The 18,032-nt window shown below is 64.5% G+C and carries 19 protein-coding genes; 6 read left to right on the plus strand and 13 right to left on the minus strand.

What is annotated here, in order from left to right; genetic code table 11:
- The coding region (locus tag IC50_RS20070; RefSeq protein WP_035708532.1) for a TauD/TfdA dioxygenase family protein at window positions 1–295 on the plus strand (295 nt) is incomplete at its 5' end.
- Between the two features lie 226 nt (window positions 296–521).
- On the opposite strand, the gene IC50_RS20075 is transcribed toward IC50_RS20070, so the two are convergent.
- Entirely contained in the window at window positions 522–1,166 is a 645-nt protein-coding gene (locus IC50_RS20075; protein ID WP_035708535.1) for a YqgE/AlgH family protein, read from the minus strand.
- A gap of 141 nt (window positions 1,167–1,307) precedes the next feature.
- Here IC50_RS20075 and IC50_RS20080 point away from each other — a divergent pair, with 141 nt between their 5' ends.
- From IC50_RS20080 to IC50_RS20090, 3 genes are all read left to right on the plus strand, one after another.
- Window positions 1,308–2,147 (plus strand): protein-disulfide reductase DsbD domain-containing protein, encoded by an 840-nt coding sequence (locus tag IC50_RS20080; protein ID WP_035708538.1) that lies wholly within the window; start codon window positions 1,308–1,310, stop codon window positions 2,145–2,147.
- A 283-nt stretch (window positions 2,148–2,430) separates the two neighbouring features.
- Window positions 2,431–3,798, plus strand: coding sequence for a flippase (locus tag IC50_RS20085; protein ID WP_035708575.1), 1,368 nt, complete (start codon window positions 2,431–2,433; stop codon window positions 3,796–3,798).
- 190 nt (window positions 3,799–3,988) lie between these two features.
- Window positions 3,989–4,813: a sulfite exporter TauE/SafE family protein gene (locus tag IC50_RS20090; protein ID WP_035708541.1), complete on the plus strand. Its 825-nt coding sequence runs from the start codon at window positions 3,989–3,991 to the stop codon at window positions 4,811–4,813.
- A 152-nt stretch (window positions 4,814–4,965) separates the two neighbouring features.
- Here IC50_RS20090 and IC50_RS20095 read toward each other — a convergent pair whose 3' ends face one another.
- The 12 genes from IC50_RS20095 to cysG form a co-directional block, all read right to left on the minus strand.
- Window positions 4,966–5,754, minus strand: a complete 789-nt coding sequence (locus IC50_RS20095) for a 3-hydroxybutyrate dehydrogenase (protein WP_035708543.1) — start codon at window positions 5,752–5,754, stop codon at window positions 4,966–4,968.
- Between the two features lies 1 nt (window position 5,755).
- On the minus strand, window positions 5,756–6,931 hold the full coding sequence (locus tag IC50_RS20100) for a DUF3734 domain-containing protein (RefSeq protein ID WP_035708545.1): 1,176 nt from the start codon (window positions 6,929–6,931) through the stop codon (window positions 5,756–5,758).
- A gap of 78 nt (window positions 6,932–7,009) precedes the next feature.
- A complete protein-coding gene (locus IC50_RS20105; RefSeq protein ID WP_035708547.1) occupies window positions 7,010–7,513 on the minus strand; it encodes a CAP domain-containing protein in 504 nt (167 codons plus the stop codon).
- Between the two features lie 206 nt (window positions 7,514–7,719).
- Complete coding sequence (locus IC50_RS20110; RefSeq protein WP_035708549.1) at window positions 7,720–8,754, minus strand: sulfate/molybdate ABC transporter ATP-binding protein; 1,035 nt, start codon at window positions 8,752–8,754, stop codon at window positions 7,720–7,722.
- Window positions 8,744–9,655 (minus strand): sulfate ABC transporter permease subunit CysW, encoded by a 912-nt coding sequence (gene cysW / locus IC50_RS20115; protein WP_035708552.1) that lies wholly within the window; start codon window positions 9,653–9,655, stop codon window positions 8,744–8,746. Before cysW ends, IC50_RS20110 begins: the two co-directional genes overlap by 11 nt.
- Before the next feature lie 9 nt (window positions 9,656–9,664).
- Window positions 9,665–10,501 carry a sulfate ABC transporter permease subunit CysT gene (gene cysT / locus IC50_RS20120; RefSeq protein WP_081492474.1) on the minus strand — a complete coding sequence of 279 codons (837 nt, stop codon included), beginning with the start codon at window positions 10,499–10,501 and terminating at the stop codon, window positions 9,665–9,667.
- 37 nt (window positions 10,502–10,538) lie between these two features.
- On the minus strand, window positions 10,539–11,552 hold the full coding sequence (locus IC50_RS20125) for a sulfate ABC transporter substrate-binding protein (protein WP_085973873.1): 1,014 nt from the start codon (window positions 11,550–11,552) through the stop codon (window positions 10,539–10,541).
- Window positions 11,553–11,664: 112 nt separating this feature from the next.
- Window positions 11,665–12,390, minus strand: coding sequence for a phosphoadenylyl-sulfate reductase (locus tag IC50_RS20130; RefSeq protein WP_035708556.1), 726 nt, complete (start codon window positions 12,388–12,390; stop codon window positions 11,665–11,667).
- Window positions 12,387–12,902 carry a DUF934 domain-containing protein gene (locus tag IC50_RS20135; RefSeq protein ID WP_035708559.1) on the minus strand — a complete coding sequence of 172 codons (516 nt, stop codon included), beginning with the start codon at window positions 12,900–12,902 and terminating at the stop codon, window positions 12,387–12,389. The genes IC50_RS20130 and IC50_RS20135 overlap by 4 nt, the downstream gene beginning before the upstream one ends.
- Complete coding sequence (locus tag IC50_RS20140) at window positions 12,889–14,544, minus strand: nitrite/sulfite reductase (RefSeq protein WP_035708565.1); 1,656 nt, start codon at window positions 14,542–14,544, stop codon at window positions 12,889–12,891. The genes IC50_RS20135 and IC50_RS20140 overlap by 14 nt, the downstream gene beginning before the upstream one ends.
- A gap of 12 nt (window positions 14,545–14,556) precedes the next feature.
- Window positions 14,557–14,874: a DUF2849 domain-containing protein gene (locus IC50_RS20145; protein ID WP_035708568.1), complete on the minus strand. Its 318-nt coding sequence runs from the start codon at window positions 14,872–14,874 to the stop codon at window positions 14,557–14,559.
- A complete protein-coding gene (gene cysG, locus IC50_RS20150) occupies window positions 14,871–16,295 on the minus strand; it encodes a siroheme synthase CysG (RefSeq protein ID WP_035708570.1) in 1,425 nt (474 codons plus the stop codon). Before cysG ends, IC50_RS20145 begins: the two co-directional genes overlap by 4 nt.
- Before the next feature lie 244 nt (window positions 16,296–16,539).
- Between cysG and cysD the strand changes: the two genes are divergently transcribed.
- The gene (gene cysD, locus IC50_RS20155) at window positions 16,540–17,334 is read left to right on the plus strand and encodes a sulfate adenylyltransferase subunit CysD (RefSeq protein ID WP_035708581.1); all 795 of its coding nucleotides are present in this window, start codon (window positions 16,540–16,542) and stop codon (window positions 17,332–17,334) included.
- Window positions 17,335–17,353: 19 nt separating this feature from the next.
- Window positions 17,354–18,032, plus strand: a 679-nt coding sequence (locus IC50_RS20160; protein ID WP_035708572.1) for a P-loop NTPase family protein, incomplete at its 3' end; no start/stop codon positions are given.

Genomic DNA, 18,032 nt, shown 5'->3' on the forward strand with positions numbered 1-18,032 from the left:
GGTGCGGACCCATCCCGTGCATCGCCGCAAGTCGCTGTATCTTTCGTCGCATGCCGGCAAGATCGTCAGCATGAGCGTGCCCGAGGGGCGGCTGCTGCTGCGCGATCTGAACGAGCACGCGACGCAAGCAGAATTCGTCTACGTCCACAAATGGAAGCTGCATGACCTCGTGATGTGGGACAACCGCCAGACCATGCACCGCGTCCGCCGCTACGACCAGTCCCAGCCCCGCGACATGCGCCGGGCGACGGTGGCGGGAACCGAGCCGACGGTGCAGCAGCAGGCGGCGGAGTAGACGCGCGCCGCTACTCCGCAAATGGTGTCATCGCCCGGCCTTGACCGGGCGATCCAGGGCGGATTCAACCGGTCAAGCCGGGCGACGACAGCGGTAGGCGGGGCGAATACAGCGGACCCTGAATGCTAAAGCATGATCCGGAAAAGTGCGCAGCGGTTTTCCGAAAAGATCATGCTAAAACAGCAACCTAAAGCGCGATGACGATTCATCCAAATCTCATCGCGCTTTAGGCGTGCCCGGCCTCGTTCGAGAGCATGCCGGGATCGATGCCGATCTTCTGCAAGGCGCGGTTGTATTTGTCGTCGACGTCATCGCCGAAAATCAGGTCCGCATCCGCATCGCAATGCAGCCAGCCGTTGCTCTGGATCTCGGTCTCGAGCTGTCCCGGCGCCCAGCCGGCATAGCCGAGCGCGAGGATGGCGTGCTTGGGGCCGGAACCGTTGGCGATCGCGCGCAGGATGTCGACGGTCGCGGTGAGGCAGACGCCGTCATCGATCCGCAGCGTCGCGTTCTCGATGTAGAAGTCGCTGGAATGCAGCACGAATCCGCGGCCAGTGTCGACCGGGCCCCCCCGCAACACCTTCATGCTCTCGGCATTCTCCGGCAGCTTGATGTGCTCGCCCTTCTTGATGATGCCGAGCTGCTGCAAGAGCTCGGGGAAGTCGATGCTCCCGGCCGGATGGTTCACGATGATGCCCATCGCTCCTTCGGCGGAATGGGCGCAGAGATAGATCACCGAGCGCTCGAAACGGGAATCGCCCATCACGGGCATCGCAATCAGGAGCCGGCCGTCGAGATAACCGGCCGGATTGGGCAGCGCGGGGCCTGAGCTGCGGGTGCTTTCGCCCGTCCTCTTGCCTGTGGGAGCCATCGGTGAAGCACTCCGGTTTCAATTCCTATCCTGATGTCGGGCCGGGCGGCTGTCAAATCAAGGCTTGCGGTGACTGATTCAAGTGCATCCATCACAAGCAATTCAATGGTTTGGCCGGGGACGACCCTGTAAAGACGTGCCATGCTCACAAGAGTTCCCCTGCGTGCGGCGATTGGCGTCGCGACAACCCTGCTTGCGTCGTCGTTGGCCATCGCGGCCCGTGCCGACGACGCTTCGCCGTGGCAGCGCGACGGACATTCCGCGGTGCGGCTGTTGGCGGGATCGCGCAGCGGCGCAGTCCTGCTCGGCGGTATCGCGTTCCAGCTCGAGCCGGGATGGAAGACCTATTGGCGCTCGCCCGGCGATTCCGGCGTTCCACCGCGGTTCGACTTTTCGAAGTCGGACAATGTCGAGGCGGTGACGATCATGTGGCCGGCGCCGCTGAAATTCGACGACGGCGCGGGCGGCCATTCGATCGGCTATCACGACCACATCGTGCTGCCGTTGCGCATCGTCGCCAAGGCGGCCGACAAGCCGGTGACCTTGCGTGCCGAGATCAATTACGCAGTGTGCGAGAAGCTCTGCATTCCAGTCGAGGCCAGCGCCGAGCTCGGCCTCAACAGCGTCGCCTCGACCGAGGATGCGAACTTGCGTGCTGCGCTCGACACCGTCCCCAAGCCAGCCAATATCGGCGACCCCAATCCGCTCACCATCCGCGACGTCAAGCGTGACGGGCCCAAGAATGTGGTGGTCGACGTGGTGACGCCGGACAGCCGCAGCGTCAATCTGTTCGTGGAAGGCCCGACACTCGATTGGGCGCTGCCGATTCCAGTACCTGTGCAGCACAGCCCGCCTGGGGTGATGCGGTTTTCTTTCGAGCTCGACGGGCTGCCGCCGGGCGCCAAGCCGGATGGTGCGGCGCTGAAGTTTACGCTGGTCGGGCCGGAGAAGGCATACGAGTTCAATACGAATTTGGAGTAGTGCTGTCCTATTTGCTGCACTGCCGGCACTACACATTCAACTGTCGTCCCGGACAGGCGTAGGCGCGGATCCGGAGCCCATATTCACAGGGAGTGCTCTGGCGAAGACTCGTGATTGCCAGCTCGCGCTCCAACTTCTCCCTGGAATTATGGGTCCCGGGGCGCGCTTGTCCGGGACGACAGGGGAGCGTGGGGCCCAGCGTACTCACCCAACCGAATCTTAACGAATGGTTGCTAGTTCCCTGGCATGCCGCAGCATGCGGGATGCCTGGGGACTGTTCGAATTGGCCGTGATGGATGCACAACCCGCAACGACCGGACCGGCCGGGCTGATCGCGCGGCTGCGGGCCAAGCTGACGGGTGGATCGAGCGAAGCGTCGCTGACGCGGCGGCTCGCCGGCACCATCTTCATCATCCGCGTGATCAGCGCGGGGCTCGCCTATGTCTCGCAGGTTCTGCTTGCGCGCTGGATGGGCACGTCCGACTACGGCATCTATGTCTATGTCTGGACCTGGGTGCTGCTGCTCGGCAGCATGATGGATTTCGGCATCTCCGCCTCCGCGCAGAAGATCATCCCGGAGTACCGCACCAGGGGCGATCATGAGCTGCTGCGCGGCTTCCTCTCCGGCAGCCGCTGGCTGACCTTTGCCGTTTCCACGGTGGTCTCGCTTGGGCTTGCCGGCATCGTAAGACTGCTGTCGCCCTGGATCGATCCGGCCGAGGTGCTGCCGCTCTATATCGGCTGCATGACGCTGCCGGCCTTCGTCGTCGCCAACACCCAGGACGGCATCGCGCGCTCGCATGACTGGATGCAACTCGGCTTGATGCCGCAATTCATCATCCGCCAGGCGCTGATCATCGGCATCACAGCCGCTGCCTTCCTGCTCGGCTATCATCTCGGCGCGGTCGCCGCGATGATCGCGAGCCTGGGCGCGGTGTGGATCGCGATGGCCGGGCAGATGGTGGTGCTGAACCGCAAGCTCGCCGATCACATCGAGCCGGGCCCCAAGGCCTACGACGTCAGGGGCTGGCTCGCCGTCTCATTGCCGATCCTGCTGGTCGAGAGTTTTTACCTGCTGCTCTCCTACACCGATGTGCTGGTGCTGCAGCAATTCCGCTCCTCTGACGAGGTCGGCGTCTATTTTGCGGTGGTGAAGACGCTGGCGCTGGTCTCGTTCATCCACTACGCGATGTCGGCGACGACGGCGCATCGTTTCGCCGAATACAATGCGCTCGGCGACAAGGCGCGGCTGTCGGCCTATGTCGCGCATGCCATCAACTGGACGTTCTGGCCGTCGCTGGCGGCGACCATCGTGCTGCTCGCAGCCGGCAAGCCGTTGCTATGGCTGTTCGGACCGCAGTTCACTGTCGGCTACGACATCATGTTCATTGCTGCGATCGGCCTCGTGGTACGCTCCGCGATCGGCCCGGTTGAGCGCCTGCTCAACATGCTCGGCCAGCAGAAGATCTGCGCACTGGCCTATGCGCTGGCCTTCGTGATGAACGTCGTGCTCTGCTTTGCGCTGGTACCGCGCTACGGCGGCCACGGCGCCGCGGCCGCGACCTCGATCTCGCTGACCTTCGAGACGGTGCTGCTGTTCTGGATCGTGCGGCAGCGCCTCGGACTGCACGTGCTGGCGTTCGGCAAATAGGCCGCCGCGGCCTGCGCTGCCGTTGAGGAACGCCTGTTGCGTGACAGGCCCGGGAACGAAGCAAAATGACTGCCCAGCCTCGGTCGGCAGCACAATTTTTCTTATTCTATCCAAGCGGTTGCGCCTTGGCGAAAGTTTATTCTACGTCGTATTGCCCAACTGACGAGATAAACTTAAGATTCTCCAGACCATGTTCGATCCACTCTACGTCGCCTCCGGATTCGCCGTCGGCCTGCTTGTCGGGATGACCGGCGTGGGTGGCGGCTCGTTGATGACGCCGCTGCTGATCCTGCTGTTCGGCGTCCATCCCGCCACCGCGGTCGGAACCGACCTGCTCTATGCCGCAGCGACCAAGACCGGCGGCAGCGTGGTGCATGGCTGGGCGCGCAGCGTGCACTGGCCGGCCGTGCTGCGGCTTGCCTGCGGCAGCATCCCGGCGAGCGCGCTGACGCTGTTCGTGCTGTGGAAGCTCGATCTCCGAAGCGAGTCCGAGCGTAACCTCGTCAGCCTCGTGCTGTGCTTCGCGCTGCTGCTGACCGCGACCTCGCTGATCTTCCGCAAGTCGATCATGGAGCGCTATCGGAAACGCCTCGCGCAGGTCAGCGAGCGAACCACAGGGATCGCAACCGTCGTCACCGGCATCGTGCTCGGCGTGCTGGTGTCGATTTCATCCGTCGGTGCCGGTGCGGTCGGCGTCACCGTGCTGCTGCTGCTCTACCCGCGCCTGCCGATGGCGACCATCGTCGGCTCCGACATCGCCCATGCGGTGCCGCTGACGCTGGTCGCGGGCATCGGACACTGGGCGCTCGGTGACGTCGATTGGGCGCTGATGGGTGTGCTGCTGCTGGGCTCGCTGCCCGGCATCATCGTCGGCAGCTTCAGCGCGACGCGCGTGCCTGAAACAGTGCTGCGCCTCGTGCTTGCTAGCGTGCTGTTCGTGGTCGCCGGCAAGATCATGTTCGCGGAACTGAATTTGTCGTCGGCCATCGTCACGGCGCTGGCCTGGACGCATTGAGCGGGAAGCTGCCGCTCCACTCCCGCTGTCATCGGCCGGCTTGACCGGGCGATCCGGTTTTCCAGAGACGGTTGCGATTAAGCCGAGACGCCGCGGCGTACTGGATGCCCCGGTCAAGCCGGGGCATGACAGAGTGGCTCAATTGACGCGAACTACTCCGCAGTCCAGCCGCCGTCGATCGAGAGATTCGTGCCGGTGATTTGCGCGGCATCGTCGCCGCACAGGAACAGGGCCAGCGCGGCGACCTGCTCGGAGGTGACAAACTCCTTGGTCGGCTGCGCATCGAGCAGCACGTCGTTGATGACCTGCTCGCGTGTCAGGTTGCGCGCCTTCATCGTGTCGGGGATCTGCTTCTCGACGAGCGGCGTCCAGACGTAGCCGGGGCTGATGCAATTGCAGGTGATCTTGTGGGTCGCGACCTCCAGCGCCACGGTCTTGGTGAGACCGGCGATGCCGTGCTTGGCCGAGACATAGGCCGACTTGAAGGGCGAGGCGACCAGCGAATGTGCGGACGCCGTGTTGATGATGCGGCCCCAGCCCTTCTTCTTCATGCCGGGGACGGCGGCGCGGATGGCATGGAAGGCCGAGGACAGGTTGATCGCGATGATCTGGTCCCACTTCTCGAGCGGGAATTCCTCGATCGGCGACACGAACTGGATGCCGGCATTGTTGACCAGGATGTCGACCGAGCCGAACGTCTTCTCGCCGAGCGCGATCATCCCGGCGATCTCGGCGGGCTTGGTCATGTCGGCAGGCGAGTAGATCGCCTTCACGCCAAACTCGGACTCGATTTTGGCGCGCTCCTTCTCGATGTCCTCCGGCGAGCCGAAACCGTTTATGACGACATTGGCACCGGCGCTGGCAAAGGCGCGCGCATAGGCGAGCCCGATGCCGCTGGTCGACCCGGTCACGACGGCGTTCTTTCCTGACAGACTACCCATTCTATTCGCTCCTTTTTGCCGGGGGCGCGGTGACGTCCCCCGTGAGATCGTAGGTCACCATGGTCTCGCCGGACTGCGGCCGCTCGAGCCAGTCCTTGTGGCGCATCGACAGATGCACGTCGCGCACGCCGGCTTCCCAATGCTCGACCATGGCGACGTGCGAGAAGTCGTAGTCCTTGGACGAGGATTCGTAGTTCTTGCTGCGGTAGATCAGATGCACCACGGTGACGGTGCTTTCGCGCGACACCTTTGCCAGGAATTCGACGGAAGGATCGTTCCTCAGATAGTCCGGCAATTTGCCGATCAGGTCGCGCACGGCCCTGCGGGCGTTGTGCAGCTGCTTGTTCTTGTCGGTGTTCATCCGCGTGCGGCTGGAATAGCGGATGTCCTTCTCGCGTTCGGCGGCCTCAAGCAGCGAATTCGGCAGGTCGCCGCGCGCGGAAAACAAATCGACCTGGAAGATCAGCATGTCGCGTTCGACCTCGGCATCGAGCACGTAGTCGAGCGGGGTGTTGGAGGCGATGCCGCCGTCCCAATAGTGCTCGCCGTCGATCATCACGGAGGGAAAGCCGGGCGGCAGCGCGCCGGAGGCCATGATGTGCTCGGGGCCGATCGTCTTGCCGAGCTTCTTGAACTCGTAATTGTCGAAATATTTGAAGTTGCCCGAAGTGACGCCGACCGCGCCGACCGACAGGCGCGTCCTCAGATCGTTGATGCGGTCGAAATCGACGAGACGCTCCAGCGTCTTCTTGAGCGGCGAAGTGTCGTAATAGCTTTCCGCTTCGGGATGCCCCGGCGGCCAGAGCGGCGCCGGCGGAATGCGCGGCGTGAAGAAGCCGGGCACGCCGAAGGTCGCAATCAGCGCAGCGCTGGTCGAATTGAACAACTCGCGGCTGTGGTCGCTCTTGCCGACCGGCTTCCACGGCACCGGCGCGGACACCATCTCCCAGAACTCCTTGAGCCGCTTGACGCGCGTCTGCCCCTCGTTGCCGGCGATGATGGCGGCGTTGACCGCGCCGATCGAGATGCCGGCCACCCATTCCGGCTCGAAGCCGTAGCCGCACAGCGCCTGAAAGGCGCCGGCCTGGTAGGAGCCGAGCGCGCCGCCGCCCTGGAGGACCAGGACGCGTTGCGCATTCGCGGGGACGCTGGCGGATTCCGGGCTACGATCGGTCATGGGAGAACAATAGCAAATGGCGCGCCACCGTGGCGACACTCCGCCGCGGCGTCAATGCATCCCGGGATCAAGTCTGGCTTATCGGGGCTCCGTCGAGGCCAGGATCATGGTCCAGAACACCTTGTATTTGGTGCCAGGAGCATAGCTCGCCGCGATGCCCAATTTTGTGACACCGCCCTTGAGCATGTTGGCGCGGTGAGGGGGCGAGTCGCGCCAGCCGGAAAACGCTTCCGCCAGCGTATGATAGCCGGCCGAGATGTTCTCGACCGCCACGGTCGCGGGATAACCGCCGGCGGCCAGACGCTTGGCCAGCGGCGCGCGGACGTCGTGGTCCATCCTGTTGGCCGCCGCCATCGCGCCCGACTGGGACTCGGCGAGCCGCATCAAGTCGGGATCGATCATGACGGTGCCGAGCCCGTTGTTCTGGCGGTATTGCGAGATCATGACCGCCGCCGCCTGCGCATCGAGCTTGGAGCCCGGGACCGCCATGTCGGTGTACATGGATGGCTGCTGGACCGGTGCTTCGTTGCCGGCACAGCCGGCGAGCAGCAAAGTGACGAGAATTGCGGCCGCAGCGCGCATGAATCGAGGCCCCCAAATGAGGGGCCGTTGTTGCATACCAACCGTGGCTGAAAGGTGAATATTGAGGAAAATCGTAGCTGTCATTCCGGGGCGCGCGTCAGCGCGAACTACGGTGCGCAATCGTGAACCTGAGAATCTCGCGCCACAATCCCGGGATTCCGGGTTCGATGCTCCGCATCGCCCCGGAATGACTGTGCTAGCCTGTGCTAGCCCGCAAATATCCGGTAGCGGCGAGGCTCAAGGCCGATGGTGTCGCCGGCGCGCAGTTCCCTGTCGCGGGGGGCGTCGATCTCGATAGTCTGGCCGCCCGAGAGCGCGACCTCGGCGCGCTGTACGGGGCCGAAATTGCGGACATGCCGGATCGCGCCCTCGAAGGCGCCGCTGCCGGGCGGGCCAACCAGCATGTCATGTCGCCGCACGAACAGCCTTGACGCGCCAGGCGCAAGCCCGCCGGCGGCGAGATCCAGCGGCCGGTCACCGAGCCGGACCGTACCATTGGCGACCTCGACCGGCAGCACAATGGATTCGCCGATGAAACCGTGCACGAAGGCAGTGGCCGGATTGTCGTAGACGTCATCGGGCGAGCCGATCTGCTCGATCCTGCCCTTGTCCATCACCACGACACGGTTGGCGACTTCGAGCGCCTCCTCCTGGTCATGGGTGACGAAGATCGAGGTCACGCTGATCTCGCGATGCAGCGCGCGCAGCCATTTGCGCAGCTCTTTCCGCACCTTGGCATCGAGCGCGCCGAACGGCTCGTCGAGCAGCAGGATGCGCGGCTCGATCGCGAGCGCGCGGGCGAGCGCGATCCGCTGGCGCTGGCCGCCGGAGAGCTGGCCCGGATAGCGGTCGGCGAGCCAGTCGAGCTGCACGAGATCGAGCAGCTCCTTGACGCGCGCACGGATTGCGGCTTCGTCCTTCCGGACCGCGCGTGGCTGCACGCGCAGGCCGAAGGCGACGTTCTCGAACACCGTCATGTGGCGGAACAGCGCGTAGTGCTGGAACACGAAGCCGACATGCCGTTCCCGTGCGCCCTGCGCCAGCGCGTCCTCGCCATTGATCAAGACCTCGCCGGAATCGGGCCAGTCGAGCCCGGCGACGATCCGCAGCAACGTGGTCTTGCCGGAGCCGGACGGACCGAGCAGCGCGACCAACTCGCCGCTGTCGACCTTGAGATCGACACCGTCGAGGGCTTTGAAGCTGCCGAACGTCTTGACGAGATTCCTGACTTCAATGGTCACTTGGATCCTGTCCTTCGTCCAGATGGCGTTCGAGAACGGTCTTGGCGATCAGCGTGATCAGCGCCAGCATCGCCAGCAGCGAGGCGATCGCAAAGGCGGCGACGAACTGGTACTCGTCGTAGAGAATCTCGACGAGGAGCGGCATCGTGTTGGTCTCGCCGCGGATATGGCCGGAGACGACGGAGACCGCACCGAACTCGCCCATCGCGCGCGCGTTGCAGAGCAGGACGCCGTAGAGCACGCCCCATTTGATGTTGGGCAGCGTGACGCGGAAGAACGTCTGCAGGCCCGAGGCGCCGAGCGAGATCGCGGCCTCCTCCTCCTGCGTGCCCTGCTCCTGCATCAGGGGGATCAGCGCGCGCGCCACGAACGGAAAGGTCACGAAGGTGGTGGCAAGCGCGATGCCGGGCACCGCAAACAGGATCTGGATGTCATGATCGCGCAGCCAGCCGCCGAGATAGCCCTGCGCGCCAAACAGCAGCACGAAGACGAGGCCCGAGATCACTGGACTCACCGAGAACGGCAGGTCGATCAGCGTGATCAGGAACGTCTTGCCCGGGAAATCGAATTTTGCAATCGCCCAGGCCGCGACAAGGCCGAACACCAGGTTGAGGCCCACTGATATCGCGGCGACCAGCAACGTCAGCCTGATCGCTGCCAGCGCCTCGGGCTCGGCCAGCGCAGCGAGATAGGCGGCGATTCCTTTCGAGAACGCATGTGCAAACACCACCACCAGCGGCAACACGACGAAGATGGTGAGAAACGCGACCGCGATCGCGATGACAACAATGCGCACTGCCTTCGGCTCGGTGCGAAGACTGTTCCGCGCGAGGGCTTCACGTGCACGGGCCTTCTCGTCGGACGAGGTGACCGGGCCTGAATGGGCGATCTGCACCGTCATGGTCCGCCCTCAGCGCGCCGGAATTCTGCTCTGCGCCCAGCGCTGAAGCCGGTTGACGGCGAAGATGATGACGAAGGAGACGACGAGCATGACGACCGCGATCGCGGTCGCGTCGGCGTAGCGGAATTCGGAGAGCCGGATCACGATCAGCAGCGGCGCGATCTCGGACACGTTCGGCAGGTTGCCGGCGATGAAGATCACCGAGCCGTATTCGCCGACCGCGCGGGCGAAGGCGAGCGCGAGGCCGGTGAGCAGCGCCGGTGCGAGCGAAGGCAGGATCACGCGGATGATGGTCTGCCAGCGGCTGGCACCAAGGCTGCCCGCGGCTTCCTCGATCCCGGGATCGAGATCCTGGAGCACGGGCTGCACCGTGCGCACGACGAAGGGAATACCGATGAAGATCATGGCGACGAAGATGCCGAGCGGCGTGAACGCCACCTTGATGCCGAGCGCGGCAAGCGGCGCGCCCAGCCAGCCCTTCTCGGCGAACAACGCGGTCAGCGCAACGCCGGCAACCGCGGTCGGCAGCGCGAAGGGCACGTCGACGATGGCGTCGAACAGGCGCCGGCCGGGGAAGCGGTAGCGCACCAGCGCCCAGACGATGATGCTGCCCATGACAAGGTTGACGCAGGCCGCAGCAAAGGCGAGGCCGAACGAGACGCGGAGCGCGTTCAGGGTGCGGCGGCTGGAAAGGATGTTCCAGAACTGCTCGGGGCTGAGCTCGAGCGATTTCAGGAACAGGCCGGCGAGCGGAATCAGGATGATCACGGACAGCCAGGTCAGCGTCAGCCCCATGGTGAGACCGAAGCCCGGCAATGTCCGGCGTCGTGCTGCAACTGCGCTCATCAGGCCCCCTGCAAAAGCCTCTTAAGACAGCGCCCGATCAGTTCTTGTAAATCTGATCAAAGACGCCGCCGTCTGCAAAATGTTCCCTCTGGGCCCTGGTCCAACCGCCGAAAACCTCGTCGATCGTGAACAGCTCGACCTTGGCGACGGCATTTTCATACTTCTTGGCGATTTCGGCATCGCGCGGACGGTAGAAGTTGCGCGCGGCGATCTCCTGCCCTTCCTTGGTGTACCAATATTGCAGGTAGGCATCCGCGGCGTTGCGGGTGCCCTTCCTGTCGGCAACCTTGTCGACGATAGCGACCGGCGGTTCGGCGAGGATCGATTGTGGCGGCGCCACGATCTCGAACTTGTTCGCGCCGAACTCCTTCAGGGCAAGGAACGCCTCGTTCTCCCAGGCGAGCAGCACGTCGCCCACGCCGCGCTCGACGAAGGTCATGGTCGCGCCACGCGCGCCGGTATCGAGCACCGGGACCTGCTGATACAGTTTGCCGATGAAATCCCTGGCCTTGTCGACCGATCCGTATTTCTTCTGCGCGAAGCCCCAGGCTGCAAGATAGTTCCAGCGCGCGCCACCCGACGTCTTTGGATTCGGCGTGATCACGGCGACACCCGGCTTGATCAAATCGTCCCAGTCCTTGACGCCCTTCGGATTGCCCTTGCGTACCAGGAACACGATGGTCGACGTGTAGGGCGACGAATTCTGCGGCAACCGCTTCTGCCAGTCGGCAGCAGTAAGGCCCTTGCCGGCGATCGCGTCGATGTCATAGGCGAGCGCGAGCGTCACCACGTCGGCCTGCAGGCCGTCGATCACCGCGCGCGCTTGCGACCCGCTGCCGCCATGCGACTGCTTGATCTCGACGCTCTTGCCGGTTTCCTTCCGATAGGCGTTCGCGAACGCCTTGTTGAACTCGACGTAGAGCTCACGTGTCGGGTCGTACGACACGTTCAACAGGTTAATGTCGGCGGCGAGAGTCGAGCTTGCCAAGAATCCCGTTGCGAGCAGTCCTGCAGCGAGCGGAACGATACGGCGCATCATGTCCATCTCCATTCACTTCGCCGACATCGGTGTCAGCGAAGGCATGCAGGCGAAACTCGCGGCGAAACGCTCTCAAGTCAACGGAACCCGATTTTCTTGTTCGCAGCGCGACAGCCGGACTGTGCTACGAAATCTTCATCGTGTGAATGCCGCATTCCGTCTTCGTCCGGCCACGCCATCGGCCGGCGCGCGCATCCTCGCCCTCGGTCGTTCTGCTCGTGCAAGGCATGCAGCCAACCGACAGGAATCCTGACGCAGCCAGCGGGTGCCGCGGCAGTCTGGCGCGGGTGAAGATCGCCTCGATCTCCTCGCGCGAAACGTTGGCGAAGGGATTGAACTTCAACCGCGCGCCATCGTCCTCGACGACGGGGATGTCGGCGCGCGTAGCGCCCTGGAAGCGCTTGCGGCCGTTGATCCAGGCTGAGAACGGCTTCAGCGCACGCGCCAGCGGCTCGACCTTGCGGATGCGGCAGCAGGCGTCGGGATCGGAGAACCAGAGGTCGCGATCGGGATCGTCGCGCGAGAGGGCCTCCTCGGCGGGCTTGATCGACCGGACATCCTTCAGGCCCAGCGTCGCAACCAGCTCATCGCGATAGGCCAGCGTCTCCTCGAACAACCACCCCGTATCGAGAAAGATCACCGGAATTGCCGGATCGACGTCCGCCATGACCTTCAAGAGTGTGGCCGATTCCGTGCCGAAGGACGACACCAGCGCGAGCTTGTCGCGCCCGACCGTCCTCAGCGCCGCCGCGATGATCTCCGCAGGCGAGGCATCGCGCAACGCGCGATCGAGTTCCTCGGCCGGGGGCAACGCGGAGGCGGACGATACCTGAGGCGCGATCGCGTTCACGTGCCGACACCCTCCGAGTGGCGCAGCTGCATGCGCCGGTGCAGCGCCGTGATCCGGCCGTCGCCGGTCGGCTGGTAGAACACCGAATAGCGCTTCGCGGTCTGCATGAAGGCTTCTGCGTCCGCCTGCTTCTTGACCTCGAAGGCATCGAAGCCGGCGCGCAGCATGAACACGAACTGGTCCCGCAGCACCTGGCCGGTCGCGCGCAACTCGCCACGGTAATTGTAACGTTCTCGCAGCAGCCGCGCCTGGCTATAGGCGCGTCCGTCCCGGAACGTCGGGAACACCAGCGCGACGGCGGCGATCCTGTCGAGATACGGTACGAGCTCGACAATGTCGCGATTGTTCGGCCAGATGACGCCGACCTTGCCGGCACCCTCGAGCAAGCCCTCGGCGTCGCCAAGGAAACGCTCGGCCGGCACCAGGATGTCGCCGCCCTCGGGCTGCGGCGTGTCGACGGCGAGCTTGACGAAGCTGTCGCCCATGATCTTTCCGCCCTTAACGAGTGGCATAGACGCGCTCCTTGAAGGGTTCGACGCCGAGGCGCTTCACCGTGTCCATGAACAGCTCTTCGGGCCGCTCGCGCAGCGCCAGATAGGCTTCCACGATGTCCTCGACGACGTCGGCGACCTCGTCGAACTTGACGCCCGGCCCGATCAGGGTGCCGAGCGCGGCATTCTCGTCGGCACGGCCGCCGATCGTGATCTGATAGACCTCCTCGCCGTTCTTCTCGACGCCGAGGATGCCGATATGGCCGACATGGTGATGGCCGCAGGCATTGATGCAGCCGGAGATGTTGATGTGGAGCCGGCCAATGAGATTGGCGAGCTCGTGATTGGCGAAGCGCCGGGTCAATTCCTGCGCGATCGGGATCGAGCGCGCATTCGCCAGCGAGCAATAATCGAGCCCGGGGCAGGCGATGATGTCGGTGATCAGATTGACGTTGGGCGTCGCCAGCCCGAGCTTGTCGAGCGCCTTCCACAGCGCCGGCAGGTCGCGCTTGGCGACGTGCGGCAGCGCCAGGTTCTGCTCATGGCCGACGCGGATTTCGCCGAAGGAATATCTGTCGGCGAGATCGGCGAGCGCGTCCATCTGCTCCGCGGTGGCATCGCCTGGAGGCCCGCCGGTCGGCTTCAGCGAGATCGTGACGATGGAATAGCCCTGGACCTTGTGCGGGGCCACCGAATTCTTGCGCCACGCCTCGAAATCGGGATCGGCCGCGGCCTGCCGCAGCTCGTCCGGCATGTACGGCAGTTTCTCGTAGGCGGGATAAGTGAAGCGCGAGCGAATGTCCTCGATGACCTCGTCGTCAATCTGGAGCGAGGAGTTGCGGATATGCTGCCACTCCTCCTCGACCTCGCGCGAGAACTTCTCGATGCCGAGCTCGTGCACCAGGATCTTGATCCGCGCCTTGTAGATGTTGTCGCGGCGGCCATACTGGTTGTAGACGCGCAGGATGGCCTCGATGTAGCTGAGGATGTCGCCGCCGTGCACGAAATGCCTGATGGTCTTGGCGATGAACGGCGTGCGGCCGAGACCGCCGCCGACCAGCACCTCGAAGCCGGTCTCGCCCTTCTCGTTCTTGATCAGGCGGAGGCCGATGTCGTGGACCTTGATCGCGGCGCGGTCATGGTCCGAGGCGGTGATCGCGATCTTGAACTTGCGCGGCAGGAACGAGAATTCCGGATGCAGCGTGGTGTGCTGGCGGATCAGCTCCGACCAGATGCGGGGGTCCTCGATCTCGCCCGGCGCGACGCCGGCCCACTGGTCCGAGGTGACGTTGCGCATGTTGTTGCCGGAGGTCTGCATCGCGTGGATGCCGACCTTGGCGAGATCCTCCAGCGCGTCCGGCAGCTCGGCGAGCTTGATCCAGTTGAACTGGATGTTCTGCCGCGTGGTGAAATGGCCGTAGCCGCGGTCATATTTGCGCGCGACATGGGCAAGCGCCCGCAACTGGTTGGTCGCCAGCGTGCCGTAGGGGATCGCGACGCGGAACATGTAGGCGTGCAATTGCAGATAGACGCCGTTCTGCAGGCGCAGGATCTTGAACTCGTCCTCGGTGAGCTCGCCGGAAAGACGGCGTTTCACCTGGTCGCGGAACTCCGAGACGCGCTCGTTGACGAGCGTGCGGTCGATTTCGTCGTAAGCGTACATAGGTAAATTGCCTTAAGCCTGGGCCGACTGTCCGATGGTCACACCGGTACGGCGGATCTGTTCGCGCAGATTGCCCGGTTCGATCTTGCCGTCGGCGCCGACCTGCACCGGAGCGATATAGGGACCGATCGCGCCGACGTCATCGGCGACGGACTCAGCGAGCAACGCCTTGGCCTCGTCGGAGTTGCGCACGATCGCGGCTTCCGACAGGTCCGCGGACCAGCTCCTGGCGGCGGTGCGATAAACCACGATGCCGTCCCAGGTCCGGTTGGCGGTCACGATCGAGGGGCCGGCGATCTTGATCTTCTTCTGTTCGAGCGGGGAGGTCATTCGGCTGCATCCAATAGGTCAGAGATGATTTGGGTGGGTGTCTGGCGGCGAAGCGAGCCGGCATGCCGGACCACCTCGCCGATGATGAGAATGGCGGGACCGCCGTCGATCCGCTGTGCAAGCTCGGGCAGATCACGCAACGTGCCGATCGCGCCTTGCGCATCGGGACGCGTGACGCGGGCGAACACCCCGACCGGCGTCTCCGGCGAACGGCCCGCGGCAAGCAGGCCCGTGCGCACGGCAGGTGCAGCGGACACGCCCATGTAGACGACGATGGTCATCCCAGTGTCGGTCAGCGTCGACCAGTCCACGGCTTCCGCGTCGCGCGCCTTGTGCGCGGTGAGGAAGGTGATGCGGGTCGCTTCACGACGATAGGTGAGCGGCACCTCGAAATCGGCGGCGCCGCCGAGTCCTGCGGTGATGCCGGGAATGATCGAATAGGCGACGCCGGCGGCACGCAGCGCTTCGACCTCTTCGCCGCCGCGGCCGAATACGAAGGGATCGCCGCCCTTGAGCCGCACCACGCGCTGGCCGGCCTGCGCAGCCTCGATCATGCGCTTGTTGATGGCGTCCTGGCCGATGCCGGGCTTGCCGACGCGGCGGCCGACGGCGACGCGCGTGGTGTCGCGGCGGATGCGATCGAGAATCTCGCCCGAGACCAGTTCGTCGTGGAAGACGATGTCGGCGTCCTGCAATGCGCGCAGCGCCTTGATGGTGAGAAGATCAGGATCGCCCGGACCGGCGCCGACCAGCGCGACCGAGCCTTGCGGCTTGTCGGCGCGTGCGAATCCGGCGGGATCGGATATGGCCTTGAGCGCCGCATCTGCCTCCGCCTTGCGGCCGGCGAGCACGGCGGCGCCGATCGGGCCGTCGATCACGCGCTCCCAGAAGCGGCGGCGCAGCGGAAACTCGGCGATGCGCTCGTTGATGGATTTGCGGAAGAAACCGATGAAATCGGCGAGTTCGCCGATGCGCGCCGGCAGCAGCGCCTCGATCTTCTCGCGCACACGCCGCGCCACCACCGGCGAGGTGCCGCCGGTGCCGACCGCGACCACGACATCACCGCGATCGACGATCGCCGGGAAAATGAAGCTGGAATGCTCGAGGTCGTCCATGACATTGACGGGCAGACCGAGCGACTTGGCCCGCGCCGACATGGCAATGCCGATATCGCCCGCACCGGCGCAGACGATGGCAATGACACCCGAGAGATCGGCGGTCAGCGGATCGCCGCTTGCGATCTCAACGCGTGCCGCACCTTCGGACCCAAAACCAAGATCCTGATTGCCGTCGATCGCATGCACGCGGATGCGCGCGCCAGCGGCGGCAAGCACGCGCAGCTTGGCGCGCAAAAGCTCGCCCGCGCCGATGAGGACCACCGGACCGGCCTTGAGATCGAGGAATACCGGCAAGAACCGCATACGATACTCGCTTCCCCCACTTCCGGGGTTGACTGGAATTATTTTCTATATATGTGTCGTTTCTAGCGCGCAAAGAGAAATTTTTTCTTCTCTTCCGCGCTCCGACTATAGAATTTTCGCCTCCAAACGCAAAGTGGCAGAGATGCATCTTCTCAAGGACGATTCCGCTGCTGTCGGAATGAGCAGCCCGGCCCCCGTTGCCCGCTTGGGCTCGCAAGAATTTTCTGCCGATGTTGCGCCCAGCATGGACCATCTCGACCAGCTCGAGGCGCAGAGCATCTACATCCTCCGCGAGGCCTTCGCCCGGCTGAAGAAGATCGCGCTGCTGTGGTCGCTCGGCAAGGATTCCAACGTCATGATCTGGCTGGCGCGGAAGGCCTTCTTCGGCAAGATGCCGTTCCCGGCCCTTCACGTCGACACCGGCAAGAAGTTTCCCGAAATGTATCGCTTCCGCGATCACTACGGAAAAGAGTGGGATCTCGATCTGCGCGTCGAGCCCTGCCCGCCCATCGATGCCGTCGACCCGACATTGCCGCCGGCCGCCCGCTCCGCCGCGCGCAAGACCGAGGGTCTCAAGATGGCGCTCGCCAAATATGGCTTCGACGGACTGATCGCCGGCATCCGCCGCGACGAGGAGGCGACGCGCGCCAAGGAGCGCGTGTTCTCGCCGCGCGGCTTAGAGGGCAATTGGGACGTGCGCGACCAGCCGCCGGAATTCTGGGACCATTTCAACGCCTCGCCCCCGCAGGGCGCGCATTTGCGCATCCATCCGATCCTGCACTGGACCGAGGCCGACATCTGGGCCTACACCAAGCGCGAGAACATCCCGATCATCCCGCTCTATCTTTCGAAAGACGGCAAGCGCTACCGCTCGCTGGGCGATCAGGACATCACCAATCCCGTGAATTCGACCGCCTCGACCATCGACGAGATCCTGATCGAGCTCGAGCAGACCAAGGTGCCGGAGCGCGCCGGGCGGGCGCTCGACCACGAGACCGAGGACGCTTTCGAGCGCCTACGCGTCGCCGGCTATCTCTGATCAAGGACGCGAGCGCGATATGAACATGATCGTCACCCCAACTTCGCCCGCCACGCCGAACGGCACCACGCGTCCGCAGGTCCGCATCGTCATCGTCGGCCATGTCGACCACGGCAAGTCGACGCTGGTCGGCCGCCTCCTGCACGAGACCGGCAGCCTGCCCGACGGCAAGCTCGACATGCTGAAAGCCGTCAGCGCGCGGCGCGGCATGCCGTTCGAATGGTCGTTCCTGCTCGATGCGCTGCAGACCGAGCGCGACCAGGGCATCACCATCGACACCACGCAGATCCGCTTCCGCACCAACTCGCGCGACATCGTGCTGATCGATGCACCCGGCCACGCCGAATTCCTGCGCAACATGATCACCGGTGCCTCGCAAGCCGACGGCGCGGTGCTGATCATCGACGCGCTCGAAGGCGTGCGCGACCAGACACGGCGGCACGGCTATCTCCTGCATCTTCTCGGCGTGAAGCAGGTCGCCGTCGTCGTCAACAAGATGGACCGCGTCGATTTTTCCGCCGAGCGCTTCAACGCGATCAGCGACGAGATTTCCGCGCATCTGGGCGGCCTCGGCGTGAAGCCGACGGCCGTGATCCCGATTTCCGCCCGCGACGGCGACGGCGTCGCTGAGCGTACCGACCGGATCGGCTGGTACAAGGGACCGACGGTGGTCGAGGCGCTGGACCGGCTCGAGCCGG

The organism is Bradyrhizobium genomosp. I (2014) (assembly GCF_000261685.1).
Classification (GTDB): Bacteria; Pseudomonadota; Alphaproteobacteria; order Rhizobiales; family Xanthobacteraceae; genus Bradyrhizobium.

What these genes read in the sequence shown, in the direction of transcription:
- cysW (WP_035708552.1), bottom strand. Translation starts at nt 9,655, where the DNA reads ATGACGGTGCAGATCGCCCATTCAGGCCCGGTCACCTCGTCCGACGAG.
- IC50_RS20090 (WP_035708541.1), top strand. Translation starts at nt 3,989, where the DNA reads ATGTTCGATCCACTCTACGTCGCCTCCGGATTCGCCGTCGGCCTGCTT.
- IC50_RS20080 (WP_035708538.1), top strand. Translation starts at nt 1,308, where the DNA reads ATGCTCACAAGAGTTCCCCTGCGTGCGGCGATTGGCGTCGCGACAACC.
- IC50_RS20140 (WP_035708565.1), bottom strand. Translation starts at nt 14,544, where the DNA reads ATGTACGCTTACGACGAAATCGACCGCACGCTCGTCAACGAGCGCGTC.
- IC50_RS20105 (WP_035708547.1), bottom strand. Translation starts at nt 7,513, where the DNA reads ATGCGCGCTGCGGCCGCAATTCTCGTCACTTTGCTGCTCGCCGGCTGT.
- IC50_RS20100 (WP_035708545.1), bottom strand. Translation starts at nt 6,931, where the DNA reads ATGACCGATCGTAGCCCGGAATCCGCCAGCGTCCCCGCGAATGCGCAA.
- cysT (WP_081492474.1), bottom strand. Translation starts at nt 10,501, where the DNA reads ATGAGCGCAGTTGCAGCACGACGCCGGACATTGCCGGGCTTCGGTCTC.
- IC50_RS20125 (WP_085973873.1), bottom strand. Translation starts at nt 11,552, where the DNA reads ATGGAGATGGACATGATGCGCCGTATCGTTCCGCTCGCTGCAGGACTG.
- IC50_RS20145 (WP_035708568.1), bottom strand. Translation starts at nt 14,874, where the DNA reads ATGACCTCCCCGCTCGAACAGAAGAAGATCAAGATCGCCGGCCCCTCG.
- cysG (WP_035708570.1), bottom strand. Translation starts at nt 16,295, where the DNA reads ATGCGGTTCTTGCCGGTATTCCTCGATCTCAAGGCCGGTCCGGTGGTC.
- IC50_RS20135 (WP_035708559.1), bottom strand. Translation starts at nt 12,902, where the DNA reads ATGCCACTCGTTAAGGGCGGAAAGATCATGGGCGACAGCTTCGTCAAG.
- IC50_RS20095 (WP_035708543.1), bottom strand. Translation starts at nt 5,754, where the DNA reads ATGGGTAGTCTGTCAGGAAAGAACGCCGTCGTGACCGGGTCGACCAGC.
- cysD (WP_035708581.1), top strand. Translation starts at nt 16,540, where the DNA reads ATGGACCATCTCGACCAGCTCGAGGCGCAGAGCATCTACATCCTCCGC.
- IC50_RS20075 (WP_035708535.1), bottom strand. Translation starts at nt 1,166, where the DNA reads ATGGCTCCCACAGGCAAGAGGACGGGCGAAAGCACCCGCAGCTCAGGC.